Genomic DNA, 25,529 nt, shown 5'->3' on the forward strand with positions numbered 1-25,529 from the left:
CGGAGTGCACAAGCGATGAAGCTCAGGCTGCTGCCCCACCCCATTCTCACTCCGGTCTTGACCCTGATCTGGCTTCTGCTGGTCAACAGCCTGTCGCCGGGGCAAATCCTCTTGGGTCTTCTCCTGGGATGGGCGATTCCGGTCTTTACGCTGCGCTTCTGGCCGGAGCGGGTCAGGATCCACAAGCCACTGACCTTGATGCGATTCTTTGCGCTCGTCATGTACGACATCCTGATCGCCAACCTCACCGTCGCCGCACTGATCCTGGGCGGTCCGAAGCATGTCAAGCCCGCCTTCGTGCGCGTGCCGCTCGCCTTGCGCACGGATCTCGGGATCAGCCTGCTCGCCAATACGGTCTCGTTGACCCCGGGCACCGTCTCGGCCTGGCTCAGCCCGGATCGCAGCCATCTGGTCGTGCATGGTTTGAAGGTCGGCGATCCCGACGCCCTGATCGCGGAGATCAAGCGCCGCTACGAGGCCCCGATCAAAGAGGTCTTCGAACCATGTTGAACATCGCCGTCGCCATCGCGTTCGCACTGGTCTCCGGGGCGCTTTTCCTGAGCCTGTGGCGTCTGCTCAGAGGGCCGGACAAGCCCGACCGCATCCTGGCGCTCGACACCCTCTACATCAATACGATCGCTTTGCTGGTCCTGCTGGGGATCCACTTAAGCAGCTCGCTGTACTTCGAGGCTGCACTGCTGATCGCCATGATGGGTTTTGTCGGCACCGTGGCACTCTGCAAGTATCTCCTGCGCGGCGATATCATCGAGTGATGAAAGCGCGTCTTTTGGTGGACTTTTGTAATATTCGAGGGTTTGCGAGCGTCGTGGGCATCTGCGGATGTCGGAGCCGACGCGCTTTCATGATTTTAAATTTTTGTTATTTCTTCAATCGCGTCGACTCCGGACCTTATGGAATCCACGTGGATATGATTCGGCACACCCTCTACTGATCACTGCGAGGACGCGATTGAATGCTTGAGATGATGTTGTCGGTTCTGATCGTCGTCGGTGCGCTCTTCACCTTCATCGGGTCGCTGGGACTCGCCCGGCTCGGCGATTTCTACACGCGCCTGCATGGCCCGACCAAGGCGACGACACTCGGCGTGGGCGCGTTGCTGATCGCCTCCGTGCTCTATTTCAGCACCCGCGGCGAGGGGCTCAGCCTGCATGAGGTTCTGGTGACGCTTTTCCTCTTCATTACGGCCCCGGTCAGTGCGCACCTTCTCGCGAAAGCCGCACTCCATCTGCGTGTGCGCTCGATTGCGCCGCCTCCGCCCGAGGCCGAGGATCCCTTGGCCGACACCCGCGCCCGGGCCGGCGACTAGACCCGACCGGGTCCCTTCGGCCTTTCCGATCCAAGCGACTCTCGAGCACGGCACTGATCCGCCATGATCATCGTGGGCATCGATACCGGAGGGACCTTCACCGACCTGGTGCTCTGGCGCGACGGCTCGATACGGACGCATAAGGTCCTCTCGACACCCGCAGCGCCCGAGCAGGCGATCCTGCACGGGATCGCCGAGCTGGGTCTGGATCCGGTCGGGTTGAACGTCATCCACGGGAGCACGGTAGCGACCAATGCGGTTCTTGAGGGCAAGGGCGTCCGTACTCTCTATGTCGCCAATCGCGGGCTCGGCGATCTCTTGACCATCGGCCGCCAGGCGCGACCGGATCTGTACGATCTCCAGCCACCTGCACGGCTCCCGCCGGTGCCGTCCGAGCTCTGCGTCGAGACCGGCGGGCGCCTCGGCGCCGACGGCCGCTGGGTCGAGCCATTGACCGCGGCCGACCTGGACGCGCTGAAGGCAACGCTCGCGCGGCTCGCCCCGAAGTCGGTCGCCATCAACCTGCTCTTCTCCTATCTGGACGACAGTGCCGAGCGGGCCCTGGAGGACGCGATGCCCGAGGGGCTGTTCGTGGCACGCTCCTCCGAGGTCCTGCCGCTCGTCGGCGAATACGAGCGCGGGATCGCCACCTGGATCAACGCCCGGATCGGACCCATCGTCGCACGCTACATCGGGCGCCTTGCCGACGGTCTGTCGGGGGCGCGGGTCTCGGTCATGCAAAGCAGCGGAGAGGCGGTTACGGCGAATCAGGCCGCCCGGCATACCGCGCGCTTGCTGCTCTCGGGTCCGGCCGGCGGGCTCGCCGGGGCGGCATTTGCCGCGGCGCAGACCGGCTGTCCGCGGTTGCTGACCTTCGACATGGGCGGGACATCCACCGACGTCGCCGTAGTCGACGGCGAGCCCCGGCTCACCACCGACGGGCACATCGCAGGCTTCCCGGTCGCACTGCCGATGGTCGATATGCACACCATCGGGGCGGGCGGCGGATCGATCGCACGACTGGATGCCGGCGGCATGCTCCTGGTTGGACCCGAGTCCGCCGGAGCCGACCCGGGACCGGCCTGTTATGACCGCGGCGGACGCGAGGCGACCGTGACCGACGCCAACCTGGTGCTCGGACGGCTCGACCCGAACGGCTTTCTCGGCGGGCGCATGCGGTTGAACCCGGACGCCGCGCATGCCGCGCTTGAGCGCCTCGGGCGGGCGCTGGGACTCTCGGCCGAAGAGGCCGCGCTGGGCGTGATCCGTCTGGCCGACGAGCATATGGCCCGTGCCCTGCGGGTCATCTCTGTGCAGCGCGGGCTGGATCCGCGCGATTTCATCCTGACCTCCTTCGGCGGTGCCGGCGCTCTGCATGTCTGCGCCTTGGCCGAGGCGTTGGGCATGACCCGCGCCCTGGTCCCGGTGCATGCCGGCGTCCTATCCGCTCTCGGGATGCTGGTAACCCCGGCCGGACGGACCCTGACCCGAACGCGACTCGGACTGCTCGCCGAGGCCGGCGATGCCGAAATCGAGGCGGCGCTTGTCGCGCTCGCCGAGTCCGGGATCGCCGAGCTGGGGCAGGAAGGTGTGGCCCGCGCCGCCCTGCGTGTCGAGCGCTCGCTCGATCTGCGCTATCGCGGCCAATCCCATACGCTCAACCTTCACTGGGCTGGGGTCGAGGACACCGCCGCCGCCTTTCACGCGCAGCACCGGGATCGCTACGGCCATCGGCTCGATCTGCCGGTCGAGCTGGTCAATCTGCGGGTGCGCGTACGCGGCCCGATCCCGGATCTTGCGCTGCCGTCGATCGGCGCGTCCGGCCGAGGGGGTCCGACGGGAAGCTCCACTGCCTACGGATGTCCGACGCCGGTCGCCTGCTGGACACGCGAGGATCTCGGACAGGGGCATGAGCTGGTCGGCCCGGCGATCATCGCAGACGCACTGGCGACGACATGGCTCGCCCCCGGCTGGCGGGCCGATCTGGACGCGGTCGGGAACCTGATGCTACAAAGAGCGGTCGGAAGAAAACCCTAGCCGGACAACGGCAAAGGGCCAGATCGCCACCGGCCACGACCGGATCGGCACGCCACCACCACTCCTTCAGGACATCCATGACGCTTTACGGATTGCTCGACGTCGACATCCTGTCCGCCGTGCTCATCACGCTCGGCATGACCCATATCACCATCGTCGCCGTGACGGTTTATCTGCACCGCGCACAAGCACATCGGGCACTGGATCTGCATCCGGCGGTCTCGCACTTCTTTCGATTCTGGCTCTGGCTCACGACCGGCATGCTCACCAAAGAGTGGGTCGGCGTTCATCGGCGTCATCATGCCAAGTGCGAGACCGCCGAGGACCCGCACAGCCCGCAGGTCTTGGGCCTGCGCAAGGTCTTGGGCGAAGGCGCCGAGCTCTACGCACAAGCCGCGAGCGATCGTGCCGCCGTCGAGCGCTATGGCCAAGGCACCCCGGACGACTGGCTGGAGCGTCGACTCTACAGCCGCTTCTCCTGGCAAGGGGTGGCGCTCATGCTGATCCTGGATGTCGTCCTGTTCGGCGTCTACGGCATCGTGATCTGGGCCGTTCAGATGCTCTGGATCCCCATCTTCGCCGCCGGCGTCATCAACGGCGTCGGGCACTATTTCGGCTATCGCAACTTCGAGCCGCCGGATGCCTCCACCAACATCGTCCCCTGGGGCATCCTGATCGGCGGCGAAGAGCTGCACAACAATCACCATGCCTTCCCCAGCTCGGCGCGGCTCTCGTCGAAATGGTGGGAATTCGATATCGGCTGGATGTATATCCGCATCCTCCAAGCACTGCGGCTTGCGAAGGTCCGCCGGGTCGCACCCAACCCGCAGGTCGTCCCGGGCAAGTCGCAACTGGATCTCGAGACCCTGCGTGCCGTGATCACGAGCCGGATGCACGTCTTTGCGCGCTACGGGAAAGAGGTGATGGTTCCGGTCTCGCGCGAGGAACTATGCCGCGACGCGGAGCACTGCAAACGCTTGGTCAGGCGTGCGCGAAGACTGCTCCTGACCGAGGGCCAGCGACTCGACCTCGCCGCTCGCGGCAGTTTGGAGCAGATCCTGGCCAAGAATCAGACGCTCGCCACTGTCTATCAGTTTCGCGAGCGCCTGCAGGAGATCTGGGACCGCAAGGCACCCAGCCAGGAGGCGTTGCTTCACGCGCTTCAGGAGTGGTGTCAGCAGGCCGAGGCGACCGGGATTCAGGCGTTGGAGCGATTCTCCAGGAACCTGCGCGGATTTGCACTGACGCCGACGCTCGCTCATTAAACCGCGCCAGCTCCGACAGTTGTCGGTGCTGGCGCCGCCAAGCCAATCCAACACACGACGCATACCGCACCGGGCGCGGTTTCGGTCAACGCCGGGTGTCGTTCCGGGTGGCCAACTCCTCGAGCAACCCGTCGATGCCACGACGCTGCGCCACCGACGTGAACTGATTTCGATACGAGGCCAGCAGGCTGATGTCCTGAACCGCCACGTCGTAGGCCCGCCAACGCCCCTCGCTGTAAGCCATCCGATAGTCCACCCGCACGGGCTGCCCGCCCGGCTGCTGGATCTCGGTGCGCACGAGCGTGCGGGTGGCTCCGGGCTCCAGCTGCATGGGGAGGAAGCGGATGTCCCAGGAGCCGAGCGCGTCGAGCGCGGAGGCGTAGGTCTGGATCAAGAGCCGCTGAAACTCCGCTTGGAACATCCGACGCTGCTCCGGCGTCGCATCCCGCCAATAGGGTCCGAGCGCCAAGGCCGAGACGCGCGGGACATCCACATGCGGCAAAAAGAGCTCGTCGACCAGACGATGAACATAGCTCGGGTCGGTTTTGAGCAGGTTCCGATCCTCGCGCAGCACCCGCATTAAACCGTCCGAGACCTGCTGGATGATACGTTGCGGCTCGTTCAGCGCGCTGTACGCCGTCGCCGGGAAGAACACGGCAAACTGAAGCAAGAGAAGCGTGGCCCAAAGGGCGCGATCGTTCACTGGGGTCATAGGTCGATATCCGATCCGGTTGCCCGGTTTCCTGTAAGGGTATACTTCGACACCGCGTCCGACGAAGGGGTTGCATCCCCGCTCGACGACAATCGGACCATCAGTCGTGACGGAGAGACCCATGACGAACCCCCAGTTGTCCCCCCGGCTGTCCCCACAGCCAACCCAGGCCGATCTGAAGGACTTCTTTCTCAAGGACCGGTTCGCTGCACACGTCGGCATCGAGCTTCTGGAGATGGCACCGGGCCGGGCCAAGGCCAAGCTCGAGATCCATGATCACCATAGGAACGCCGTCGGCGTTGTCCACGGCGGAGCCATCTTCAGTCTGGCCGATCTGGTCTTCGCCGTCGCTTCCAACTCACACGGCACGGTCGCGCTCGGGATCAACGTCTCCATCTCCTACATGACCGCCGCCCGCGGCGGCACGCTCGTCGCCGAGGCCGAAGAGGTCTCGATCAACGCCAAGCTCGCCACCTATCTGATCCGCATCCGCGACGATGATCAGACCCTGATCGCGCTCTTTCAGGGGACGGTTTATCGGAAACGCGAGGCGCTGCCGGTAACGGAGTAACTGCCTGCATGGCATTCGACCAGCCGGTAGTGTGGACGAGCGAGAGCGAAGTCCACCGAACCCAGCGCCGGCGCCGAATGACTCAAACCGTCAGGTATTGCTTGACGAGATCCTCGGTCAGATCAGGCATCGCCCCGCTCGCCATCAGCCGTCCGCGATCGAGGATGATGAAACGATCGGCGACGCGGCGGGCGAAGGGGAGCTTCTGCTCGACCAGGATGACGGTGAGGTTCAAGTCGGTCATCAGCCGACGGATGATGTCGCCGATCTCGTGGACGATGTTGGGCTGGATGCCTTCGGTGGGCTCGTCGAGGATCAGGAGTTTGGGGTCGATCACCAACGCCCGGCCGATGGCCAACTGCTGTTGCTGACCGCCTGAGAGGTCGCCGCCACGGCGCCCGAGCATCTCCTTGAGCACCGGGAAGAGCTCGAAGATGTAGCCGGGGACCTGCTTGGCGCGATCGGGCCGTGCGGCGAGACCGATGCGCAGATTCTCCTCGACGGTCAGCAGCGGGAAGATCTGACGGCCTTGCGGGACATAGCCGATGCCGAGCGGTGCGCGACGCTCGGCGGTGAGACGCGCGAGATCCTGCCCCTGATAGCTCAGGGATCCGGAGCGCAACGGGAGCAACCCCATGATGCATTGCATCAGGGTGGTCTTGCCGACCCCGTTGCGACCCATCACGCAGGTGCACTGACCCTGCGGGATCTCGACATCCAGGTCCCAGAGGGTGTGGCTCTCGCCGTAGAACTGGTTAAGGCCCGAAATCGCAAGCATTGAATCGCGTCCGAAGTAATGATCGATGTCGTCGTGTGCCCCGCGTCGATGGCTCAGGATGCCTTACAGTCGACGCGATTCAAGACAAAAGAAAAAATTCCCAAAACGCGTCCCGCTGAGGTCGCAGGCTGATTGGCCACCCAATCAAATCAATCACATCGTATGCTGCACGAGACGCGTTGTAGGCCCGTAGGGTGGACGAGCGAGAGCGAAGTCCACCGAAATCGGCGCCGGCGCTGGTGGACTGCGCTGCGCTTGTCCACCCTACTGCGCTTGTCCACCCTACAGTGCAAGGTCATCGCAGCGATCGGCGTTCTGCGCGCGGCCACCGAGACGCGTTCTAGCCGGGCAGGAAGGTGCCTCGGATCTGCGTCTGATCCCACGGGCAGCGCTCCGGAAAGGCATCGTAGTCCAAAGGCGTCTCGGCAACGGCGAGGTCGATCGCGTCCGGATAGGCGTCGCGGATGATCTCGTCGAATCTCGCGGCCAGGCTCGGATTTTCGTCCAGCAGCTTGGCGATCGCGCGGCGTTTGGTGTTGATGGTCGCGCTCCAGGATTTGCGGCTCGGATTCTCGGGCTGGTACTGCCATTTCAGAAGATGTCCCAGCAAGACCGCGAGCCGACTTTCCAATGCACGGCGTTCCTGCTTTCCCAAGTCCTCGATCTCCTTGACGAGGTGCATGACATCCAGTCGCCCGTACTGACCGGAACGCAGCAGGCTGGACTGCTCTCGCGACCAGGCATAGAAGTCTTGATCGTAGTCGGTCGTCATCGCGTGGCCTCCGAGGGCGTTCGCGCGCATGGCGCGTCGTCTCGAACATGATACAGGAGAGGTGATCCCCATCGGGGCTATTCCCCCAGATAGACCTCGACCACGCGCGGGTCGTTCTGCACCTCGTCCATGCTGCCTTCGGCGAGGACCGCGCCCTGATGCAGAACGGTCACGCGCTTGGCGATGGAACGAACGAAATCCATGTCGTGCTCGACCACCACCACCGAATGCTTGCCCTCGAGCGAGAGCAGCAGCTCCGCCGTGCGGTCCATCTCCTGGTGGGTCATACCGGCGACCGGCTCGTCGACCAGCAGAAGATGAGGATCCTGCATCAGCAGCATGCCGATCTCGAGCCACTGTTTCTGGCCGTGCGAGAGTGCGCCGGCCTCGCGGTGGGTCTGCTCTTGGAGACCGATGATGCCCAGAACCTCGTGGATGCGGTCGCGTTGCTCGCCGCCGAGTCGGGCGAACAGGGTCGGGAAGACGCGTTTGTCGCCGGCCATCGCGAGCTCGAGGTTCTCGAAGACGCTGTGGGACTCGAAGACGGTCGGCTTCTGGAATTTGCGGCCGACCCCGAGCGCGGCGATCTCGGGCTCGGAGAGCCGCAGCAGATCGATGGTCCGCCCGAAATAGGCACTGCCTGTATCCGGACGCGTCTTGCCGGTGATGATGTCCATCATGGTGGTCTTGCCGGCCCCGTTGGGGCCGATCACGCAGCGCAGCTCCCCGGCGTTGACGTAGAAGTTCAGGTTATTGATTGCCTTGAAGCCGTCGAAGCTGACGCTGACGTCTTCCAGATAGAGGATCACGCCCTGGCTGACGTCCAGATCCAGGTCCAGCATGGAGTACATGAAGCTCCACTGCCGGTCCTTGCGCATGGACTCGCGTAATTGCTCGACCGGCGTCATGGCGCGGCCTCCGCTCGAGGTCCGGCGGGGGATCGCGATCGTCGCCAGGTCCGAATCATGCCGACCAATCCGGCGATGCCCTTGGGCAGGAAGAGTGTGACGACGACGAAGAGCGCACCCAAGGCGAAGAGCCATGCCTCGGGGAAGGCGCCGGTGAAATAGGTCTTGCCGTAGTTCACCAGGATGGCGCCGATGACGGCGCCGTAGAGCGTGGCCCGCCCGCCGATCGCCACCCAGATCACCAGTTCGATCGAGTTGAGCGGCGAGAACTCGCCCGGATTGATGATGCCGACCTGCGGGACATAGAGCGCCCCGGCCACCCCGGCGAGCATCGCCGAGAAGGTGAAGATGGCCAGCTTCACGCGATCGACGCGGTATCCGATGAACCGGGTGCGGGCCTCGGCATCGCGGATTGCGACCGCCACACGTCCGAGCCGCGAGGTGACGATCCAGCGGCAGGCCAGATAGCCCAGCGCCAAGGCACCCGCCGAGGCAAGGAAGAGCCCGATCCGGGTTGCGTCGCTCTTCAGATCGAAGCCCAGGATGTCCTTGAAGTCGGTCAGGCCGTTGTTCCCGCCGAACCCCATCTCGTTGCGGAAGAAGGCCAGCATCAGGGCATAGGTCAGCGCCTGGGTCATGATGGAGAGATAGACACCGGTGACCCGTGAGCGGAAGGCGAGATAGCCGAAGATGAAGGCCAGGGTCCCGGGGACCAGGATGGCCATGAGCGCGGCAAACCAAAAGAGGTCGAAGCCGTGCCAGAACCAGGGCAGCTCGGGCCAGTTCAGGAAGACCATGAAGTCCGGCAGCACCGGATGGCCGTAGACACCACGATCGCCGATCTGGCGCATCAGATACATGCCCATTGCATAACCGCCCAATCCGAAGAAGGCGGCATGACCCAGGCTCAGGATGCCCAGATAGCCCCACACCAGATCGACCGCAACCGCGAGCAAGGCGTAGGTCAGATATTTGCCGAGCAGGGTCACCGTGTAGGTGGAGACATGCCAGGGGCTGGACTCGGGGACGACCAGATTCAGGATCGGCACCACGACCGCGACAACCAGCAAGACCGCCAGCATCGCCTGTCCGCCTCTGTCACCCCTCATGATCCTGACCAAACCCATACTTGTCTCTCCGGGACCGCAAAAAACGCAATCTGTCGATCGGGTGGACGGCGCGTCGCCCGATCGGCGAGCTCGTTACGACATGCCAGATACGACATCTTTACCCGTCGGCGGCACGTCCGCGTTGGGGAAAGAGCCCGCGCGGACGCTTCTGAATGAAGAGGATGATGAAGACCAACACCAGGATCTTCGCGAGCACGGCACCCGCCCAGGGCTCCATCAACTTGTTGGCAACACCCAAAGTCAAGCCGGCGACCAAGGTCCCCCAGAGATTGCCGACCCCGCCGAAGACCACGACCATGAAGGAGTCGATGATATAGGCCTGCCCCATATTGGGGCCGACGTTGGTCAGCTGGGACAAGGCGACACCGGCGACACCCGCGACACCGGCACCCAGGCCGAATGTCAGTGCATCGACCCGTGCCGAGCGGACACCCATCGAGCGCGCCATCGCCCGGTTCTGGGCGACCGCCCGCACCTGTAGTCCCAGAGCAGTGCGCTTGAGGATGAGCAGCAAGGCCACGAAGACGATCAGCGAGAAGAACAGGATGTAGAGCCGGTTGTAGGTCAAGGCCAAGGCAGGGTTGATCTGAAGCGCACCGCTCATCCAGGACGGATTCTGCACGGCCACGTTTTGGGCCGAAATCGTCGTACGTACCAGTTGCTGAAGGATCAGACTGATGCCGAAGGTGGCGAGCAATGTCTCGAGCGGTCGACCGTAGAGGAAGCGGATCACGGTGCGCTCGATCAGGATGCCCAGCAACCCAGCGACGACGAAGGCCGCCGGGATCGCGACAAACAGGGAATAGTCGAGGAATCCGGGCATCGCCTGCTGCACGAGATAGGTCGTGTAGGCCCCGATCATGATCAGCTCGCCATGGGCCATGTTGATGACGCCCATGACACCGAAGGTGATCGCCAGGCCGATGGCCGCGAGCACCAAGACCGACCCGAGACTGAGTCCGAAGAAGAGCGTCTCCGCCGCCGCGTTGAGCTTGAGCCGTTGCTCGGTTGCGGCGAGCGCGCGCTCGGCGGCAACACGCACCTGTGGGTCGGACTCGACGTTCAGCAACGTGCTCAGGGCGTTGCGCGATTCAGGATAGAGACTTCCCGCAAGGGTCTCGACCGAGGCGAGCCGGACCGCAGGGTCCTCGTCGCGCAGGCTCGCGAGCGCCAAACTCAGGTCGAGATAGTCGCGCACGCGCTGATCGTCCTCGCGCCCGAGCTGCTCGCGGATCGCCTCGATCACCATCGGGTCGGCGTCCCCCAGCATCTGCTGCGCGGCTTCGAGCCGAATGGCCGGATCGGGACTCGCCAGGGTGAGGGCGGCGATCGCCGTACGCAGTTGGTTGCGCATCCGGTTGTTGATCGTGATCTTCTTGACGGCGCCGCGCTCGACCTCGCCGAGGTCGCTGCCGTGGAAAGCGTCGGTGAGCCGATAGCCGCCGGGGGCGGGCGTGACCAACACGGGCCGCCGATCGTCCTTGCGGGCGTAGAGGTCACCGGCCAAGAGCGCTTGGAAGAGCCCTGCCGCGCGGGGGTCACCCCCGATGGCGATCGCCTCGACTGCGGCCTGCTTCACGTCGAACGAGCGGTCGCTCAGATCGATCAAGGCCGAATCGATCTCATCGGCCAGACTGCCGAGCGGCAGCCACATCAGAATCAGGAAACCATAGACGAGGCCAAGGTCCGCAAGGCGCGGGAGTCGTCGCGATCGGCTAGTCGGACTCAGGGGCATCTTGATACTCGCTGCGGTCGGAGGCTGTCTGGTAGCAGCCCATTGGTTCATCGGCGAAATCAGAGGTCGACGCGGCTTGCAGACGCGTCGAGCAGGCCGGACGAGGGCTTACCGAACCGGGCCATCTTTGGAAGAAACATTCCGACTGCGCGTGTCCAAAAGAACTGCGGCGAATTCATTCACCGCTGCACGCCGGTGGATCCCGTCCACGAAATCACCTAAACCGATCCCGAGAATCACTTGAACCGCGTCCACCGCCGCGCAGACGGGCTCACATCAGGGTGAGCCCGCAACTCGCACTGCGCATCACTCGCCGGACGCGGTTCAACTGTCCTATTGCGCCTGAGCGCCGAGACAGGTCTTGGTCACCGTATTGAAGTTGCCGCACATGACCGGAGGGGTCCAATCGGCGGTGAGGTCCTTGGAGCCTTCGAGGAAGTCCGACCAAGCGTCGCCCGGGACCTCTTCTTCGGTTTCCCAGACCACGGCGAACTGCCCGTCTTCCTGAATCTCTCCGATCAGCACCGGTTTGGTGATGTGATGATTCGGCAGCATCGTGGCGGTTCCGCCCGTGAGGTTCTTGGTCTCCAGGCCGATGATCGCGGCCCCCACCGCGTCGGGATCCGTTGTGCCGGCCTTCTCGACCGCTTGCACCCACAGATCGAAGCCGATCTTGTGCGCCTCCATCGGGTCGTTGGTCACGCGCTTGTCGTTCTTGGTGAAGCCGTGCCAGGTCTCGATAAAGGTCGCGTTGGCCGGGTCGTCGACGCTCATGAAATAGTTCCAGGCGGCGAGATGGCCGACCAGCGGCTTGGTGTCGATGCCCGAGAGTTCTTCCTCGCCGACCGAGAAGGCGACGACCGGGATATCCTCGGCGGAGACGCCCTGGTTGCCCAGCTCTTTATAAAAGGGGACGTTGGCGTCGCCGTTGATCGTCGAGACCACGGCGGTCTTCTTGCCTTCGGAGCCGAAACGCTTGATATCGGAGACGATGGACTGCCAATCGGAGTGACCGAACGGCGTGTAGTTGATCATGATGTCCTCTTCCGCCACGCCATTCTGCTTGAGGTAGGCTTCGAGGATCTTGTTGGTGGTCCGCGGATAGACATAATCAGTGCCGGCGAGCACCCAACGCTCGACGCCGAGCTCGTCTTTCAGGTAGTCGACGGCCGGAATCGCTTGCTGATTGGGCGCGGCACCCGTGTAGAAGACGTTTTTCGAGGACTCCTCGCCTTCGTACTGCACCGGGTAGAAGAGTAAGCCGTTGAGCTCTTCGAAGACAGGCAACACGGATTTCCTGGACACCGAGGTCCAGCACCCGAAGACCACGGCGACCTTGTCCTGTGTCAGCAGCTCGCGCGCCTTCTCGGCGAACAGCGGCCAATCCGACGCGGGGTCGACGACGACGGCCTCGAGCTGCTTGCCGAGCAGTCCGCCCTTCTTGTTCTGCTCGTCCACCAGCATCAAGACGGTGTCTTTCAGTGTCGTTTCGCTGATGGCCATGGTGCCCGAGAGCGAGTGCAGGACCCCGACCTTGATGGTGTCGTCCGCGGCCTGAGCCACGGAGCCGGCGGCGAGGCCAACGGCCAGGCCCGTGCCGAGCAAGATCGATTTGATCGGGTCGCGTCTAAGCATACGTTCTGGCTCCTGTTGATCGTGAGTCACGTGAGTGATGGGTTCGCGGACGAGGACGTCCGGCAGCACACCAAGCAAAATGCCGGCCACAAGAATCGACTCGTGTTTGGGGGCCCCGCGTGACCTTCCACGGGAGAGAGCGCACTGCATTGGTGCGAGCGACGAAGAAAACGGCGCGCTCGGCGACCCTCCACGCTCCAAGATCGAACAACCTGGATCTAGTTCGGAATCTGTACTATCGTCGTCGCCGCAAAACCACATAAATATCGGTAAAGGAGACGGAGAATGCACAAACTTCTGCTTGTAGCGGCGGCAGTGTTGATGACGGGCAACGCGATCGGCGCCGATATGGCTTCGCCGGACGACGCGAAGGCCATGTCCCAGAAGGCGCAGGCGGCCGTCAACGAGATGGGAAGCGAGCAGGCCTTTGCGCTCTTCGCCGCTTCGGACGGCGGCTTCCAAGATCGCGACCTCTATGTCTTCTGCATGGACATGGACGGCGTGATGCTGTCGCACGCGATCAAACCGGAGCTGGTCGGGAAGAATCTTCTGGATTTCGACAAGTACGGCGATACGCTCTTCAAGAACATGATCGCCGTTGCGAGCAGCACGGGCGAGGGTTGGGTCGACTACAACTGGCCCTATCCGGGCACCGAAGAGATTCGCGAGAAGACCAGCTATGTGATGACGAACGACCAGGGCTTCTTCTGCGGAGTCGGAGCCTACAAGTAGCGCGTTTCGAGCCTAAGGCATGCCGCGCATAGCGGCATGCCGACGCTAGTCCGCGGCGAAGCCGGACTGGTCCGAAGCAACCTTGGCGATCGTCTCCTTACCGCGCTCGTCGGCCTGCCGAAAATACTCGACAAGCTCGCGCTCACGCGCCGAGAGCGGATCGGTGTCGTCAAGACACAGAAGGTACGTCGGGGTCACGGTGCCGAGCGCAACCGCAAGCTCTTGAGCCTCTTCGAGACCCATTCGGCGAATCCCCTGCTCATAGTTGCTGATGCGCGATTTGGAGAGCGATTCGGTACGACCGGAAAGCTCCGATAAGCTCAGCTTCTGATCTTGGCGGGCAGCGCGTAAGCGCTGCCCGATGCGTTTTGTGAGATCCATAATTGTTTGGCTCTTCTCACCTGATGTCAGTGGTATTCGGTTGGTTTTTAGTGTACACAAATCCTGTTAGGACCTGGCACATTCGCGATGCGCGCGAGGGCAAAAGACACATGATGTCGCCCTCGAAAAGCCTCCGGTGCCCTCCTGTGCGGCCGAAAGCCGAGCCATCATCCCAGAAAAGCATCTTCCCATTCTTCGACATCGCCCACGGTTTGAGGTTGCGGTTCTACGATCCGGTCCGCAAACGCTCGATCAAGCGTCTTGATGAAACACTTGGTTTGGGGCGACAGAAATTTCCCGCGTCTCTGTACAATGCCGTAGCTGCGCTTCGGGAAATACTGAGATAGCGGGATTCTACTCAAGTTTTCGTCACCCGTCAGACAGACATCCGTAACGATCGAGATTCCGAGGCCCAATTCGACATATTTCTTGATGACCTCCCAGCCGCCAGCCTCCAAAGTGACCCGATAGGCCAGGCTGTGTTGCTTGAACACCAGATCGACCATCCGCCAGGTGCTGAGATGACGCGGCGGAAGGATCAAGCCGTAGGGTGCGATCTCCTCGAGGGTCACCGATTCCCGACCCGCGAGGGGATGATCCATCGGCGTGATCAGCGTCGGCTGATAGGTGACGAACGGACGGTAGGTGATGTCGTCCGGTACATCCATCATGGAGCCTACGGCGAGGTCCACCTCGTCGGCGCGCAGCATTGCCAGACCGTCGCGGCCGGTCACGTTGTGCATCTTCAGCTCGATTCCCGGATACTGATCCACGAAGGCGCGTACCGGGTCAGGCAGGATATAGAGGATGGTCGACTCGCCGGCGGCGACGTTCAGCACACCGCGATCGACCCGGCCGCATTGCGTCGCGAAGGCCTCGTGCAGCTTGTCCATACCCTCGACCAGAGGCTCGGCCATCTGGAAGAGCAAATCGCCTTCGGGGGTCAGCTTGATCTTCGGGCCGCGCCGCTCGAACAAGACCGTGCTGAACTCGCGCTCCAGCGCTTGAATCTGCAAAGACACGGTGGGTTGACTGAGAAAGATCTTCTCGGCCGCAGCGCTGACGCTGCCGGTGCGCGCCGCGTGGCAAAAAGCCCGCAGTTGTTTGAGTCGATTCTGTTTATAGTGAATTTGGGATCCTGAGCCCATCGGGATTTCGATCTTCGTAATGGTGGTAAAAACTATACTATCTCAGCAGAGGCATTGAAAGAAGCAATTATTTCAACGCAACAGGCGATGCGCCACGCGCCGGGCGAGAGGCGCTACGGCCGGATCTCGCGTGACCGAGCTGGCGAACGACATCGTATGAACGCAATCATGCAAGGCTGTCGGAGCCTTGCATGACACAGGATGCGGCCAAGTGCCGGATGGAGGAAAAACCCGAACAATGGCGCCGATCGAGGACAGGCGCCGTGGAACCGCTCAAGCCTCGTCGAGCTGATTAAGGATGTTGCGCGCCACGCGGCGTTGATCGGCATCGCCCTCCTCCAGAACCTCGTAGAGCACCGTACGCGCGGCGAAGGTGCTGCCGAGCTCGCGCAGTCGGTTCGCCCGCCGAATCTTCTCCTCGACCGAGTTGATTGCGGGGGACGTGGTGCGCGCCGTGTCTGCCGGGTGCGAGTCAGGGTTTCGAGGCGTCTTCGAGATCTCTTCGGCCTCGATCAGATCCAGCTCGGCCTCCATCTCGGATTCGCTTAACGGCTGCCAGCGATCCGGATCGTCGAAGTGCGGATCGAGATCGCGCCCGATCTCCCGCAGCTCGGGCCGCGGCGTCACTCGGCCCGGGCTCGATCCGCCGGCCGGACCCTCGGGGGCTGACGGCGATGACGAAAATGCGCTGCCCGAGGCGTCCGGATCCGGATCCTCGTCGGTGACCGTCGCGCGCCGCCCCACCAGGACCTTCGAAAAGACAATCCCCAGCTCGAACAGCAACCACATGGGCACGGCAAGCAAGGTCTGGGAGATGACATCCGGCGGCGTCAGGAGCATACCCACGACAAAGGCACCGACGATCACGTAAGGACGCTTCGAGGCGAGGGCGGCCGGCGTCGTGATGCCGGCCGCCACCAGCAAGATGGTGGCGATCGGGATCTCGAAGGCGATTCCGAAGGCGAAGAACAAGGCCAGCACGAAGTCCAGATAGGCCGAGATGTCCGTCATCATCGCCACGCCATCCGGCGTGGACGCCGACAGAAACGCGAAGATCAGCGGGAAGACGACGAAGTAGGCGAACGCGACACCGACGTAGAACAGGATGATGCTCGAGATCAGCAGCGGCGTCGCCAACCGCTTTTCGTGCTTGTAGAGCCCGGGCGCGATGAACCCCCAGAACTGGTAGAGCAGGAAGGGCATCGCCAGGAACACCGCAGCGATCAGGGCCAACTTGAAAGGCGTCAGAAAGGGCGCGGCCACCTGGGTGGCGATCATCGTATTGCCCTCCGGCAACTGCGCCATCAAGGGCGCCGCCACGAAGGTATAGATCTCGTTGGCGAACGGGAAAAGCGCCAGGAACACCACGAAGATGGCGATCGACATGCGGATCAGACGATCGCGCAGCTCGATCAAATGGGAGACGAAAGGCTGTTCGGCACCCGGATCGTCGGGCTGCATCGCGGGGGACATGGGTGATGTTCTCGTCGCAGGTTGTATGGCGGATCCGCGAGCGGACCGGGCGAGCGACACGTCCGTCGGCTTGCCCGACAGGCGTGGGTCGGGTCGCCGGATCGACCCCGATCAGCTCGCGGAGGTGTCTCGCTCGGTTTGAGGGCGGGTCGAGGTCGCCTCGCCGCCCCCCGCGGGTGTCTGGTCCCGAGGCGGTGTGGATACGGCCTCGGTGCCCGAGGCCGGCGCCCGGGAGCGTGGTTTCGCCGGTTCTTCGAGGATGCTCTCGAGCGGGCGGCTGCGCGCCTGTTTGTCGAGAATCTCCTTAAGCTCGTCGGCCTTGAGTTCGCGCCGGATGTCCTCTTGAACCGATGACAGGGTGCGGCGCGCACGTCCAAGCCAAAGTCCCGCGATGCGCGCAACCTTCGGCAGGCGCTCGGGACCGATGACAACGAGGGCCACGACGCCGATCACCAACAGCTCCCAGAAACCCATGTCGAACATGGCAACCTCGCGTGACCGCCTCGCTAAGTGGACGCTTTGGGGGAAACGCCTTCGAAGACAACGCCTTAGGCGGATTTATCCGATGGCTTCGCCGGCTCGCGTTTGGCGGCGTCGCCTTCGGCGACGCGCTTCTCGGCGGTCTGCTCGACCCGCTTTGCCTCGGCTTCTTCCTCGGCCTTCTCGCTCTCCGACATTGCACTGCGGAACCCCTTCACCGCATTGCCCAGATCCGAGCCGATGCCCTTGAGTCGTTTGGTCCCGAACAACAGCAGAACGATGACCAGGATGATCAGAAGCTGCCAGATACTGATGCCACCAGCGCCCATGTTTTCCTCCGTACCGTCGACTGAGACGGTCGACTCGATTCAGTGGGGAAGCCGACGGAGCACAACGCCCTCGGCTGGATTTTCGATGTCTTCCGTACCCCTGTCCCGGAGTTGCGGAAGCGCCCGGATCATACCGCAATCGCGTAGAGGCGGTTAGTCCTCGACAAGCCAAGGCCGAGCACGCGATCAGGGTCAAGATTTACGCCCGGCCTTTTCTTCCAGACCCGACAGGCCGAAACGACGATCCAGCTCCGCAAGAACATCGCCGGGTCCGAGACCCTGCTGCGCAAGCAGGACCAGCGTGTGAAACCAAAGATCCGCCACCTCGTGCACGATCTTCTCGGGGACACCGTCCTTGGCCGCCATAACGGTTTCGGTCGCTTCCTCCCCGATCTTCTTGAGGATGGCATCGAGACCTTTGGAATAAAGGCCCGCGACATAGGAGCTTCCCGGATCCGCCTCCTTTCGCGACTCCAGAACATCGGACAACCGCTCGAGCAAGTCATTCATGGTCGATTAAACCTTACCGTAAATCGTCTGCGGATCTTTCAGTACGGGCGCGATCTCGACCCAGCGCCCCTGCGCATCGAGCTCGCGGAAGAAGCAGTTGTGACGTCCGGTATGGCAGGCGATCCCGCCCTTCTGCTCGACCTCGAGGAGCACCACGTCCGCATCGCAGTCGATCCGAATAGCGTGCACCACCTGCTGGTGGCCAGACTCCTCGCCCTTGTGCCACAGCCGTCCGCGCGAACGCGACCAGTAGACCGCGTGTCCGGTCTCGCGCGTCAGCCGCAATGACTCCGGATTCATCCAGGCCATCATCAGAATGGTCCCGGTCGCGCGCTCCTGCGCAATCGCCGGCACCAGTCCCTGATCATCCCAGTGGATGGCGTCGAGCCAATCGTCAGACATTCTCGATCTCCCCGCGGCCACGCCGGTGTCGATGACATCCGGCTCCGCGCGTGTGGTATTCGTCCCGGCTCAACGCGGACTCAAGCTGTCCGCGAGGCGCTGGCCCTCGGCGAAATCGAGCGTGCCTTCGTAGATCGCGCGCCCCGTGATGGCCCCGATGATGCCGCAGCTCGCCACCTCGGCGAGCGCACGCACGTCGTCGATCACCGTGATGCCACCGGAGGCGATCACCGGGATGCGGATCGCCCCGGCCAACGCCCTGGTCGCCTCCACGTTGGGCCCGTTCATCATGCCGTCGCGGCCGATATCCGTATAGATGATGGCCGCGACACCGGCGTCCTCGAAGCGCTTCGCCAAATCCTCCGCCTGGTGCTCGGTGACCTGCGCCCAGCCCTCGATGGCGACCTGTCCGTCCTTCGCATCCAGTCCGACCATGATCTGACCGGGAAAGGACCGACAGGCCCGTTCGACGAAGACGGGTTCCTTCACCGCCTGGGTCCCGATGATGCAGTAGGTCACCCCGGCGCTCAGATAAGCCGCGATGGTGGCCTCGTCACGGATCCCCCCGCCGACCTGGATCGGTAGCTCGGGGAAGGCCTCGGCAATGCCGCGAATGGCCTCGCCGTTGACCGGCATACCGGCAAAGGCGCCGTTGAGGTCGACCAAATGCAGTCGGCGCGCGCCCTCGCCGACCCAACGTGCGGCGGTGTCGACCGGGTCGTCGGAGAAGACCGTCGCCTCGTCCATCCGGCCTTGACGCAGGCGCACACAGCGGCCGTCCTTCAAATCGATTGCGGGAATCAGCAGCATGGATCGGTCACTCGCTGTCGGATGTCGGATAGGCGCCTCGCGGCCGAGAACCCCGGCAACGGCGGCGATGTGGATCGCGTCTCAAAGCGCGCCCTTGGTGGACGGGGTGATCCCGGCCATCCGCGGATCCGGCTCCACGGCCATGCGCAAGGCACGCCCGAACGCCTTGAAGACGGTCTCGGCCTGGTGGTGCGCGTTGGCGCCGCGCAGATTGTCGATGTGCAAGGTGACGGCCGCGTGGTTCACCAGGCCTTGGAAGAATTCTCGGAAGAGGTCGACGTCGAAGCCGCCGATCATGGCGCGGGTGAAATCGACATTGAACTCCAGCCCGGGCCGACCGGACAGATCGACCACGACTCGCGACAGGGCCTCGTCCAACGGGACGTAAGCGTGACCGTAGCGACGCAGGCCCTTCTTGTCCCCGAGCGCCTGCGCCAAGGCCTGACCGAGCGTGATGCCGATGTCTTCGACCGTGTGGTGGGCGTCGATATGCAGATCGCCTTCGGCCTGGATGTCGAGATCGATCAGACCGTGTCGCGCGACCTGATCGAGCATGTGGTCCAGGAAAGGCACGCCCGTCTTCAGATTCGAGCGCCCGGAACCGTCCAGATCCAGTGAGACTCGGATCCGGGTCTCCAGGGTATCGCGCTCGACTCGGGCCTTACGGTTGGTGCTGTCGCGGGTCATGTTGAAGCAGTGTCTTTGGCTCTCAAGCCAGCATTAAACCATAGCCGATCCGCGCCACATAAGGGCGCCGGCCGCAAACACCGGAAACCACGACGCACAACCTCCCGACGAGGCAGGCATTCAACTACCTACCCGCCGAGGGCCGTGGATGCACCAAACGCCGAGCTCAGTCGACAGTGAGCATCTCGCCATGAGACGCGGTTTAGCTAGACATCCCGCGCAGCAGCTCACGCACGAATCCGGGGCCACGATAAATGAGTCCGCTGTAGATCTGCACGAGATCCGCCCCGGCCGCGAGCTTAGACGCCGCGCCCGCAGGATCCATGATTCCCCCGACACCGACGAGCACCGGGGCAGGACCGACAGCCTCCCGAACCAAGCGCAGCAGGGCGGTACTGCGCTCCAGGATAGGCCGACCCGATAGACCGCCGCTCATCCCTTCGGTGCTGCTGCGCAGCGCATCGAAGCGGATGCTCGTGTTGGTCAGAATCAGGCCGGTACAGCCTGCATCCAGTGCAGCACGGGCACAGTCGACGGCGTCCTCGTCGGCGAGGTCCGGCGCAAGCTTCACCAGCAGAGGCCGTGGGTGCGCGAGACGCTGGTTCGGCCCCTGGATCGTCTCGATAATCCGCATCACCTCGTCGACCCGCTGCAGATCCCGCAAGCCGGGCGTGTTCGGGCTTGAGATGTTCACGACCACGTAATCCGCGAGATGCCCGACACGCTCGAAGCTGCGCCGATAGTCGTCGGCCGCCTCCTCCGCCGGCGTGACCTTGGACTTACCCAGGTTGACGCCCAAGGGAACCTCGAGGATTTCCCGCGCGCGCAACCGCTCCAGCCGAACCGCCGCCGCATCCGCCCCCGCGTTGTTGAAACCCATCCGGTTGATCAGCGCCTCGTCCGCCGGCAGACGAAAGAGGCGCGGTTTCGGGTTGCCGGGTTGCGCCAAGGCGGTGATGGTACCGACCTCGATGAAGCCGAAACCCAGCGCCTGCCAGGCCGGCACGGCAACGGCGTCCTTGTCCAGGCCCGCCGCGAGTCCGATCGGGTTCGGGAAGCGCAAGCCCATCGCGTCGACGGCCCGTCCCGGCGCACGGGCAAGGTCGCCGGCACCCAAACGGCCTGAAAAGGCGCGAGACCAGAACCCAAGAAGCGCCAGCGTCGACTCGTGAGCGCGCTCGGCGTCGAGACGAAACAAAACCGGTCTCGCCAAGGACCAAAATCGCCCCATCCCACTCTCGAACATACTCATACTACGACTCCAAACTCCATGAAACTCGCAACAATATCGAAAACGGGAAGATCAACGCCCGGCCCGTAAGGCTATTCAGCATACACGCTACCATGCGAAGATTAGGCAACCGGGCACGGCCCCTCCGCACCAAAAATGCGTGCCACTCCTGCTGGCCGCCGCGCCGGTTCCCGAGACGAGCCGCGGCTATAGACAGGCCCTGGGCGCTTGCGCTTCGGCCCCACACCCCGCGATCGCTCCGGCCGCGAAGCACGAGCCGCAATCTGCGGGCTGAATGATTCCGAACAACGACACCGCTGAATCCGATCGAAAGCTTACCGGCGATGCCAAAATGACGATCCGAAAGCTAACCAGCCATTCCTTTTCGCGCGCGAACAATGCACTTCCCGGATGGGACCAGATGCATGCGTTTACCTCAAAACAGACGGCGCCGGCCCTATCCGCTATCGCCATTCTCGGCTTCATTGCCTACTTATTCGCTCAACATAACCTGGTCTTCCCGTATCACGACGATTGGGGATATGCAACCTTATCCTATGTCGGCGAGCAAACGGGATTTACTGGTCAGAACTTCAACCTGACGCAGATGCTCTCCTTCCTCTACGGAGAGTACATGAATTGGTCGGGCCGGATCGTTGCATTTTTTGTTCAAATAAACCTCTTCAAGCTCGGAATTGAATATGTCAGGCTAGCGCAAGTCGGAATCATATTCGCCATCGTTTTTCTTGCTATTAGGATTTCACCGCAGAAAAACTTTATTCACCCACTGACAATTGTCCCGATCGTCTACTTCTTGTCGCTACCGCAGTATTCAGCCGTCGGCGGACTATATTGGTTTTCCGCGTCGATCGCCTACGTTTGGGGTATCCCTCTTTTCTTGTTCGCGGCCCGTTTGATTCAAAAACGAAGAACACTCGATATTACCTCGACAATACTCCTGACCTGCGCTGCCGCATTTCATGAGCAGATGTCTTTCGCAGTTTCGGCATTTCTTGTTTCGTATATGGCACTCAGCGCCTTTTACGGACTCGATACAAATCGCATTTCCAGAGACCTAAAACTCACAAGCCCCGTCTTTGCGATCGCTCTTATCACGATATTCGCGCCGGGGAATTTCCACAGAAAAAACGTATCGACTTTTCCTTCCGAGAACCTGACGGACACTCTAACCCTCAACGCCGAATCCTTGGTGAATTGGATATTCGTCCACCAGGAGGCACGCACAATTCTAGCCCTACTTTCGGCCTCCTTCATTTTCTTGCTCGTCTTGCTTATCAGATCCTCGCCAAGCAAGCCCAACGCGCTTGCCGTGCTGCTCTCGTCCTTGCTCTTGCTCGGCATCAGCTACAGCCTATCGCTTCTAGCGTTCTTTACTGCGGCGCTACTTCTGTACGGCGCACTCTTATTCCATTTAAGGAAGCCATTCCAATTCGACGTGATCGCAGTTTCCATCTATGTCGGCGCAATCACTTCATTGATTGTATTGTTGGCAGCACCGGGAGTCGCCGGGCGATCATTGCTGACGTTCTTCTTCCTGATGGTTGTCCCGGTGACGTTCATTTTCATCCAAGCCTTTCGAGCCGGCTTGGGGCCGGCTGTTTACGCGACGATACTGGCAACACTACCATTCGCCATTTCAAATGCAGGCAGCATTTATTCGGGGTATAAATCAAACTTCGAAGCGAACTCCGTCAATCATGCGAAACTGGTTGCGGCAAGCCACGAACTTAATTACGAGGGAAGCCCTCGAAACTCGATCGACCTCCTCAAACTCAACGACCCGCGATACGCTGAACAAATGCCTTACGACAAACCGCAGATCGAGAAATGGATCAAGAAATATTACTCGCTTCCCGAAGATTTTTCGCTCGTTTGGAACGACAATCGTTAACATCGAAGATCCCGTTCAAATCAGAGATACGGCCGAGACGAGACGGGATGCAGAGCCGCCCGGAACTCAGACCGCACGATCCGCGCAACCCCGCTAAACTACCACGACGCACCCTACGTTCGCGGAGATCACTTATGTTCACTTTCGTTGCGTCCGCATCTCGAAGGCTTTTGTCCTTCGGGATCGTTGGGGCGGTCGGCACCATCGCCCACTATGCGACGCTGATCCTCTTGGTCGAGATCGGGAATTTGAATCCGACCGCCGCAACAACAGTAGGGTTCGGCGCGGGCGCACTTGTGAATTATCTCCTGAATCATCGTTACACGTTCAACAGCACGAAGACGCATCGTGACGCGGGACCTAAATTCGCATTGATCGCAATCGTCACCGGGCTGTTGAACACCTTCATTGTCCACATGGGCGTCGACAGCCTCGGATTTAATTACCTTCTCGTCCAAGTAGTCGCCACGGCAAGCGTGTTCCTACTCAATTTCGTCTTGAATAGTCTCTGGACCTTTCGCGAGAGCGATGCGCTATGAGTCTCAAGGATCCCGATTCGCTCTACACGTCATCCGCCCAACGCGCTGCAGCCAGAGTCAAAGAACGCCCGACGCTTTCGATCATCGTACCCGCCTATAACGAGGCAGAGGTGCTCGATGAGCTTCATCGGCGTCTTTCGGCCGTGATCGACGGGCTTGGCGTCACTGCCGAGCTGATCTACGTCAACGACGGCAGCCGCGACGCGACGCTGGACATCCTCTATCGACTGCATTCCGCCGATCCGCGGGTGGCCGTCTTGAATCTCAGCCGGAACTTCGGCAAGGAGATCGCGATGACGGCGGGACTGGATCACAGTCGGGGCGAGGCCACCGTCATCATCGACGCCGACCTCCAGGATCCGCCCGAGCTGATCCCCGAGCTTATGACGCGTTGGAGCCAGGGCTACGACGTCGTCTACGCGACGCGCCTGTCGCGCGACGGCGAGAGCGCTCTGAAGAAGCTGAGTGCACGCTATTTCTACCGCGTCATCGGTGGCATGAGCCCGATCGAGATCCCCAAGGACACGGGCGATTTCCGTCTGCTCAGCCGCCGCGCGGTCGACGCCCTGTGCCGGCTGCGCGAGCAGCATCGATTCATGAAGGGCCTGTTTGCGTGGATCGGTTATCGACAAACCGCCGTGACCTACCATCGCGACCGCCGTAGTGCCGGGGTGACCAAATGGAATTATCACAAGTTGTGGGGATTCGCGATCGAGGGGATTACGTCCTTCAGCACCGCCCCGCTCAAGGCGGCCAGCTATGTCGGGCTGATCACGGCCATGACGGCATTCCTCTACGCAAGCTGGATCATCTACAAGACCTTGCGTTATGGAGAGCCCGTCGCCGGCTATCCGTCCCTCATGGTTGCGGTCCTCTTCCTCGGCGGGGTTCAGCTCGCCGCCATCGGTGTCTTGGGCGAATATCTCGGACGGATGTTCAACGAGACCAAAGGCCGGCCACTCTATCTGGTCGAGACCTACGAGCGCCCGAGACAAGACGAGCGCGACCTCCGGTGCGACACCAGCCATCCGTCCGCGGCGGGGCCGATCCCCCACCCCTAGGCGGATGGAGCCCTAAGCCCTCGGAGGGTCGCAAAGCACCGGCATCACCATGCCGGGATCACGCCAGGAGGGGCTAGGCCAAACCCCGCCTCTCACGCCGCAAGCTGTACTCGTTCCCGATAAAGATCAGCGCGGCGCCGGCGATGACCCAAGGATCGAGTCCCTCGCCGTAGAAGAGCGCCCCGACCAAGGCGATGAGCGGCAGGCGCAGAAAATCCATCGGCAGCACGACCGTCGCGTCGGCGTGCTGAAACGCCTTGGCGATACCCAGATGAGCGCTGATCCCGGTGGCCGCCGCAACCAGCAGCCAGGGCGCGTCGGCCCAGGTAACCGGCTGCCAAACCAGCAGCGCAGGGACGAGGCCGATCAGAAGCTGCATCGCCAGCATCCAAAAGAGGATGGTGAAGACGCCGTCGTAGCGCGTGAGTCCCTTGGTCGCCGTCAGACTCACCGCGAAGCCGACCGCTGCCGCCAAGCCGATCAGGACACCGAGGTCGAGCGGCTGCGCCCCCGGTCGGGTGATGACGAGCACACCCGCCACGCCCAAAGCGAGTGCCGCGACACGGGCTCGATTCAACCGCTCGCCGAGAAACAGCAGCGCCAGCACGGCCGCCCAAACAGGCGTCGTGAACTCGAGCGCGAACACCAACGCGAGCGGCAACATGCCGATTGCGGTAATCCAGCAGACCTGCCCGCCGTAATGGAAGATGTTGCGCAGCAGGTGCAGTCTCAGGCGTTCTGTGCGGTAAAAGCCGGGAGCCAACCACAGCGCCAGCGGTACCAGGAGCGGCAGACCGAGTAATGTCCGCGCGAAGAGAAACTGCACCGGCTCCATGGTGTCCAGCAGCTCGCGCGCCGAGACGGCGAGCAGCGCGAAGGAGGTCAGGGCGACCCCCATCCAGGCTGCGGCATGGGCAAGCCGGCGAGATGCCCGCGGCAAGGTCGCGTCTCGGGACATGCGCGG

The 25,529-nt window shown here is 62.5% G+C and carries 28 protein-coding genes; 10 read left to right on the plus strand and 18 right to left on the minus strand.

Annotated features, from left to right (window positions below):
* The first annotated feature begins 15 nt into the window (after positions 1-15).
* The 5 genes from THIMADRAFT_RS15120 to THIMADRAFT_RS15135 all read left to right on the plus strand — a co-directional run bounded on the left by THIMADRAFT_RS15120 (position 16) and on the right by THIMADRAFT_RS15135 (position 4,629).
* On the plus strand, positions 16-510 hold the full coding sequence (locus THIMADRAFT_RS15120; RefSeq protein ID WP_007193937.1) for a Na+/H+ antiporter subunit E: 495 nt from the start codon (positions 16-18) through the stop codon (positions 508-510).
* Positions 504-773, plus strand: a complete 270-nt coding sequence (locus THIMADRAFT_RS15125; protein WP_007193938.1) for a K+/H+ antiporter subunit F — start codon at positions 504-506, stop codon at positions 771-773. The genes THIMADRAFT_RS15120 and THIMADRAFT_RS15125 overlap by 7 nt, the downstream gene beginning before the upstream one ends.
* Positions 774-973: 200 nt before the next feature.
* Complete coding sequence (locus tag THIMADRAFT_RS15130; protein ID WP_007193940.1) at positions 974-1,327, plus strand: Na+/H+ antiporter subunit G; 354 nt, start codon at positions 974-976, stop codon at positions 1,325-1,327.
* A gap of 63 nt (positions 1,328-1,390) precedes the next feature.
* Complete coding sequence (locus THIMADRAFT_RS24850) at positions 1,391-3,364, plus strand: hydantoinase/oxoprolinase family protein (RefSeq protein WP_007193941.1); 1,974 nt, start codon at positions 1,391-1,393, stop codon at positions 3,362-3,364.
* 77 nt (positions 3,365-3,441) lie between these two features.
* Positions 3,442-4,629: a DesA family fatty acid desaturase gene (locus tag THIMADRAFT_RS15135; RefSeq protein WP_007193942.1), complete on the plus strand. Its 1,188-nt coding sequence runs from the start codon at positions 3,442-3,444 to the stop codon at positions 4,627-4,629.
* 85 nt (positions 4,630-4,714) lie between these two features.
* Here the strand turns inward: THIMADRAFT_RS15135 and THIMADRAFT_RS15140 are convergent, their stop codons facing one another.
* Positions 4,715-5,341, minus strand: coding sequence for an MlaC/ttg2D family ABC transporter substrate-binding protein (locus THIMADRAFT_RS15140; protein WP_007193943.1), 627 nt, complete (start codon positions 5,339-5,341; stop codon positions 4,715-4,717).
* Between the two features lie 121 nt (positions 5,342-5,462).
* Here THIMADRAFT_RS15140 and THIMADRAFT_RS15145 point away from each other — a divergent pair, with 121 nt between their 5' ends.
* Complete coding sequence (locus tag THIMADRAFT_RS15145) at positions 5,463-5,912, plus strand: PaaI family thioesterase (RefSeq protein ID WP_007193944.1); 450 nt, start codon at positions 5,463-5,465, stop codon at positions 5,910-5,912.
* Between the two features lie 82 nt (positions 5,913-5,994).
* Here the strand turns inward: THIMADRAFT_RS15145 and urtE are convergent, their stop codons facing one another.
* The 6 genes from urtE to urtA form a co-directional block, all read right to left on the minus strand.
* Positions 5,995-6,690 (minus strand): urea ABC transporter ATP-binding subunit UrtE, encoded by a 696-nt coding sequence (urtE, locus tag THIMADRAFT_RS15150; RefSeq protein ID WP_007193945.1) that lies wholly within the window; start codon positions 6,688-6,690, stop codon positions 5,995-5,997.
* 340 nt (positions 6,691-7,030) lie between these two features.
* A complete protein-coding gene (locus THIMADRAFT_RS15155; protein ID WP_007193946.1) occupies positions 7,031-7,462 on the minus strand; it encodes a DUF29 domain-containing protein in 432 nt (143 codons plus the stop codon).
* Positions 7,463-7,539: 77 nt separating this feature from the next.
* Positions 7,540-8,370: an urea ABC transporter ATP-binding protein UrtD gene (gene urtD / locus THIMADRAFT_RS15160; RefSeq protein WP_007193947.1), complete on the minus strand. Its 831-nt coding sequence runs from the start codon at positions 8,368-8,370 to the stop codon at positions 7,540-7,542.
* Positions 8,367-9,479 carry an urea ABC transporter permease subunit UrtC gene (gene urtC / locus THIMADRAFT_RS15165; RefSeq protein WP_233490266.1) on the minus strand — a complete coding sequence of 371 codons (1,113 nt, stop codon included), beginning with the start codon at positions 9,477-9,479 and terminating at the stop codon, positions 8,367-8,369. Before urtC ends, urtD begins: the two co-directional genes overlap by 4 nt.
* Before the next feature lie 118 nt (positions 9,480-9,597).
* A complete protein-coding gene (gene urtB / locus THIMADRAFT_RS15170) occupies positions 9,598-11,235 on the minus strand; it encodes an urea ABC transporter permease subunit UrtB (RefSeq protein WP_007193949.1) in 1,638 nt (545 codons plus the stop codon).
* Positions 11,236-11,568: 333 nt separating this feature from the next.
* Positions 11,569-12,870: an urea ABC transporter substrate-binding protein gene (gene urtA, locus THIMADRAFT_RS15175; RefSeq protein WP_007193950.1), complete on the minus strand. Its 1,302-nt coding sequence runs from the start codon at positions 12,868-12,870 to the stop codon at positions 11,569-11,571.
* A 285-nt stretch (positions 12,871-13,155) separates the two neighbouring features.
* Between urtA and THIMADRAFT_RS15180 the strand changes: the two genes are divergently transcribed.
* Complete coding sequence (locus THIMADRAFT_RS15180) at positions 13,156-13,602, plus strand: cache domain-containing protein (protein WP_007193951.1); 447 nt, start codon at positions 13,156-13,158, stop codon at positions 13,600-13,602.
* 45 nt (positions 13,603-13,647) lie between these two features.
* On the opposite strand, the gene THIMADRAFT_RS15185 is transcribed toward THIMADRAFT_RS15180, so the two are convergent.
* The 10 genes from THIMADRAFT_RS15185 to THIMADRAFT_RS15230 form a co-directional block, all read right to left on the minus strand.
* Entirely contained in the window at positions 13,648-13,983 is a 336-nt protein-coding gene (locus tag THIMADRAFT_RS15185; protein WP_007193952.1) for a helix-turn-helix domain-containing protein, read from the minus strand.
* 167 nt (positions 13,984-14,150) lie between these two features.
* Positions 14,151-15,131, minus strand: a complete 981-nt coding sequence (locus tag THIMADRAFT_RS15190) for a LysR family transcriptional regulator (RefSeq protein ID WP_007193953.1) — start codon at positions 15,129-15,131, stop codon at positions 14,151-14,153.
* A gap of 273 nt (positions 15,132-15,404) precedes the next feature.
* Entirely contained in the window at positions 15,405-16,604 is a 1,200-nt protein-coding gene (gene tatC / locus THIMADRAFT_RS15195) for a twin-arginine translocase subunit TatC (protein ID WP_007193954.1), read from the minus strand.
* A gap of 111 nt (positions 16,605-16,715) precedes the next feature.
* The gene (tatB, locus tag THIMADRAFT_RS15200) at positions 16,716-17,087 is read right to left on the minus strand and encodes a Sec-independent protein translocase protein TatB (RefSeq protein WP_007193955.1); all 372 of its coding nucleotides are present in this window, start codon (positions 17,085-17,087) and stop codon (positions 16,716-16,718) included.
* Between the two features lie 65 nt (positions 17,088-17,152).
* Complete coding sequence (tatA, locus tag THIMADRAFT_RS15205) at positions 17,153-17,413, minus strand: twin-arginine translocase TatA/TatE family subunit (RefSeq protein WP_007193956.1); 261 nt, start codon at positions 17,411-17,413, stop codon at positions 17,153-17,155.
* Positions 17,414-17,605: 192 nt separating this feature from the next.
* Positions 17,606-17,923, minus strand: a complete 318-nt coding sequence (locus THIMADRAFT_RS15210; RefSeq protein WP_007193957.1) for a phosphoribosyl-ATP diphosphatase — start codon at positions 17,921-17,923, stop codon at positions 17,606-17,608.
* A gap of 6 nt (positions 17,924-17,929) precedes the next feature.
* Positions 17,930-18,325: a phosphoribosyl-AMP cyclohydrolase gene (gene hisI, locus THIMADRAFT_RS15215; protein ID WP_007193958.1), complete on the minus strand. Its 396-nt coding sequence runs from the start codon at positions 18,323-18,325 to the stop codon at positions 17,930-17,932.
* 69 nt (positions 18,326-18,394) lie between these two features.
* Positions 18,395-19,135: a 1-(5-phosphoribosyl)-5-[(5-phosphoribosylamino)methylideneamino]imidazole-4-carboxamide isomerase gene (hisA, locus tag THIMADRAFT_RS15220; RefSeq protein ID WP_007193959.1), complete on the minus strand. Its 741-nt coding sequence runs from the start codon at positions 19,133-19,135 to the stop codon at positions 18,395-18,397.
* Positions 19,136-19,216: 81 nt separating this feature from the next.
* A complete protein-coding gene (gene hisB / locus THIMADRAFT_RS15225; protein ID WP_007193960.1) occupies positions 19,217-19,822 on the minus strand; it encodes an imidazoleglycerol-phosphate dehydratase HisB in 606 nt (201 codons plus the stop codon).
* A 202-nt stretch (positions 19,823-20,024) separates the two neighbouring features.
* Complete coding sequence (locus THIMADRAFT_RS15230) at positions 20,025-21,074, minus strand: quinone-dependent dihydroorotate dehydrogenase (RefSeq protein ID WP_007193961.1); 1,050 nt, start codon at positions 21,072-21,074, stop codon at positions 20,025-20,027.
* A gap of 274 nt (positions 21,075-21,348) precedes the next feature.
* Here THIMADRAFT_RS15230 and THIMADRAFT_RS15235 point away from each other — a divergent pair, with 274 nt between their 5' ends.
* The 3 genes from THIMADRAFT_RS15235 (at position 21,349) to THIMADRAFT_RS15245 (ending at position 24,565) form a co-directional block, all read left to right on the plus strand.
* Positions 21,349-22,965 carry a hypothetical protein gene (locus THIMADRAFT_RS15235; RefSeq protein ID WP_007193962.1) on the plus strand — a complete coding sequence of 539 codons (1,617 nt, stop codon included), beginning with the start codon at positions 21,349-21,351 and terminating at the stop codon, positions 22,963-22,965.
* A 134-nt stretch (positions 22,966-23,099) separates the two neighbouring features.
* Entirely contained in the window at positions 23,100-23,504 is a 405-nt protein-coding gene (locus THIMADRAFT_RS25780) for a GtrA family protein (RefSeq protein ID WP_007193963.1), read from the plus strand.
* The gene (locus tag THIMADRAFT_RS15245; protein WP_007193964.1) at positions 23,501-24,565 is read left to right on the plus strand and encodes a glycosyltransferase family 2 protein; all 1,065 of its coding nucleotides are present in this window, start codon (positions 23,501-23,503) and stop codon (positions 24,563-24,565) included. The genes THIMADRAFT_RS25780 and THIMADRAFT_RS15245 overlap by 4 nt, the downstream gene beginning before the upstream one ends.
* Before the next feature lie 73 nt (positions 24,566-24,638).
* Here THIMADRAFT_RS15245 and THIMADRAFT_RS15250 read toward each other — a convergent pair whose 3' ends face one another.
* Complete coding sequence (locus THIMADRAFT_RS15250; RefSeq protein ID WP_007193965.1) at positions 24,639-25,523, minus strand: DMT family transporter; 885 nt, start codon at positions 25,521-25,523, stop codon at positions 24,639-24,641.
* Positions 25,524-25,529: the final 6 nt, after the last annotated feature.

The sequence above is a fragment of the Thiocapsa marina 5811 genome (assembly GCF_000223985.1).
Lineage (GTDB): Bacteria > Pseudomonadota > Gammaproteobacteria > Chromatiales > Chromatiaceae > Thiocapsa > Thiocapsa marina.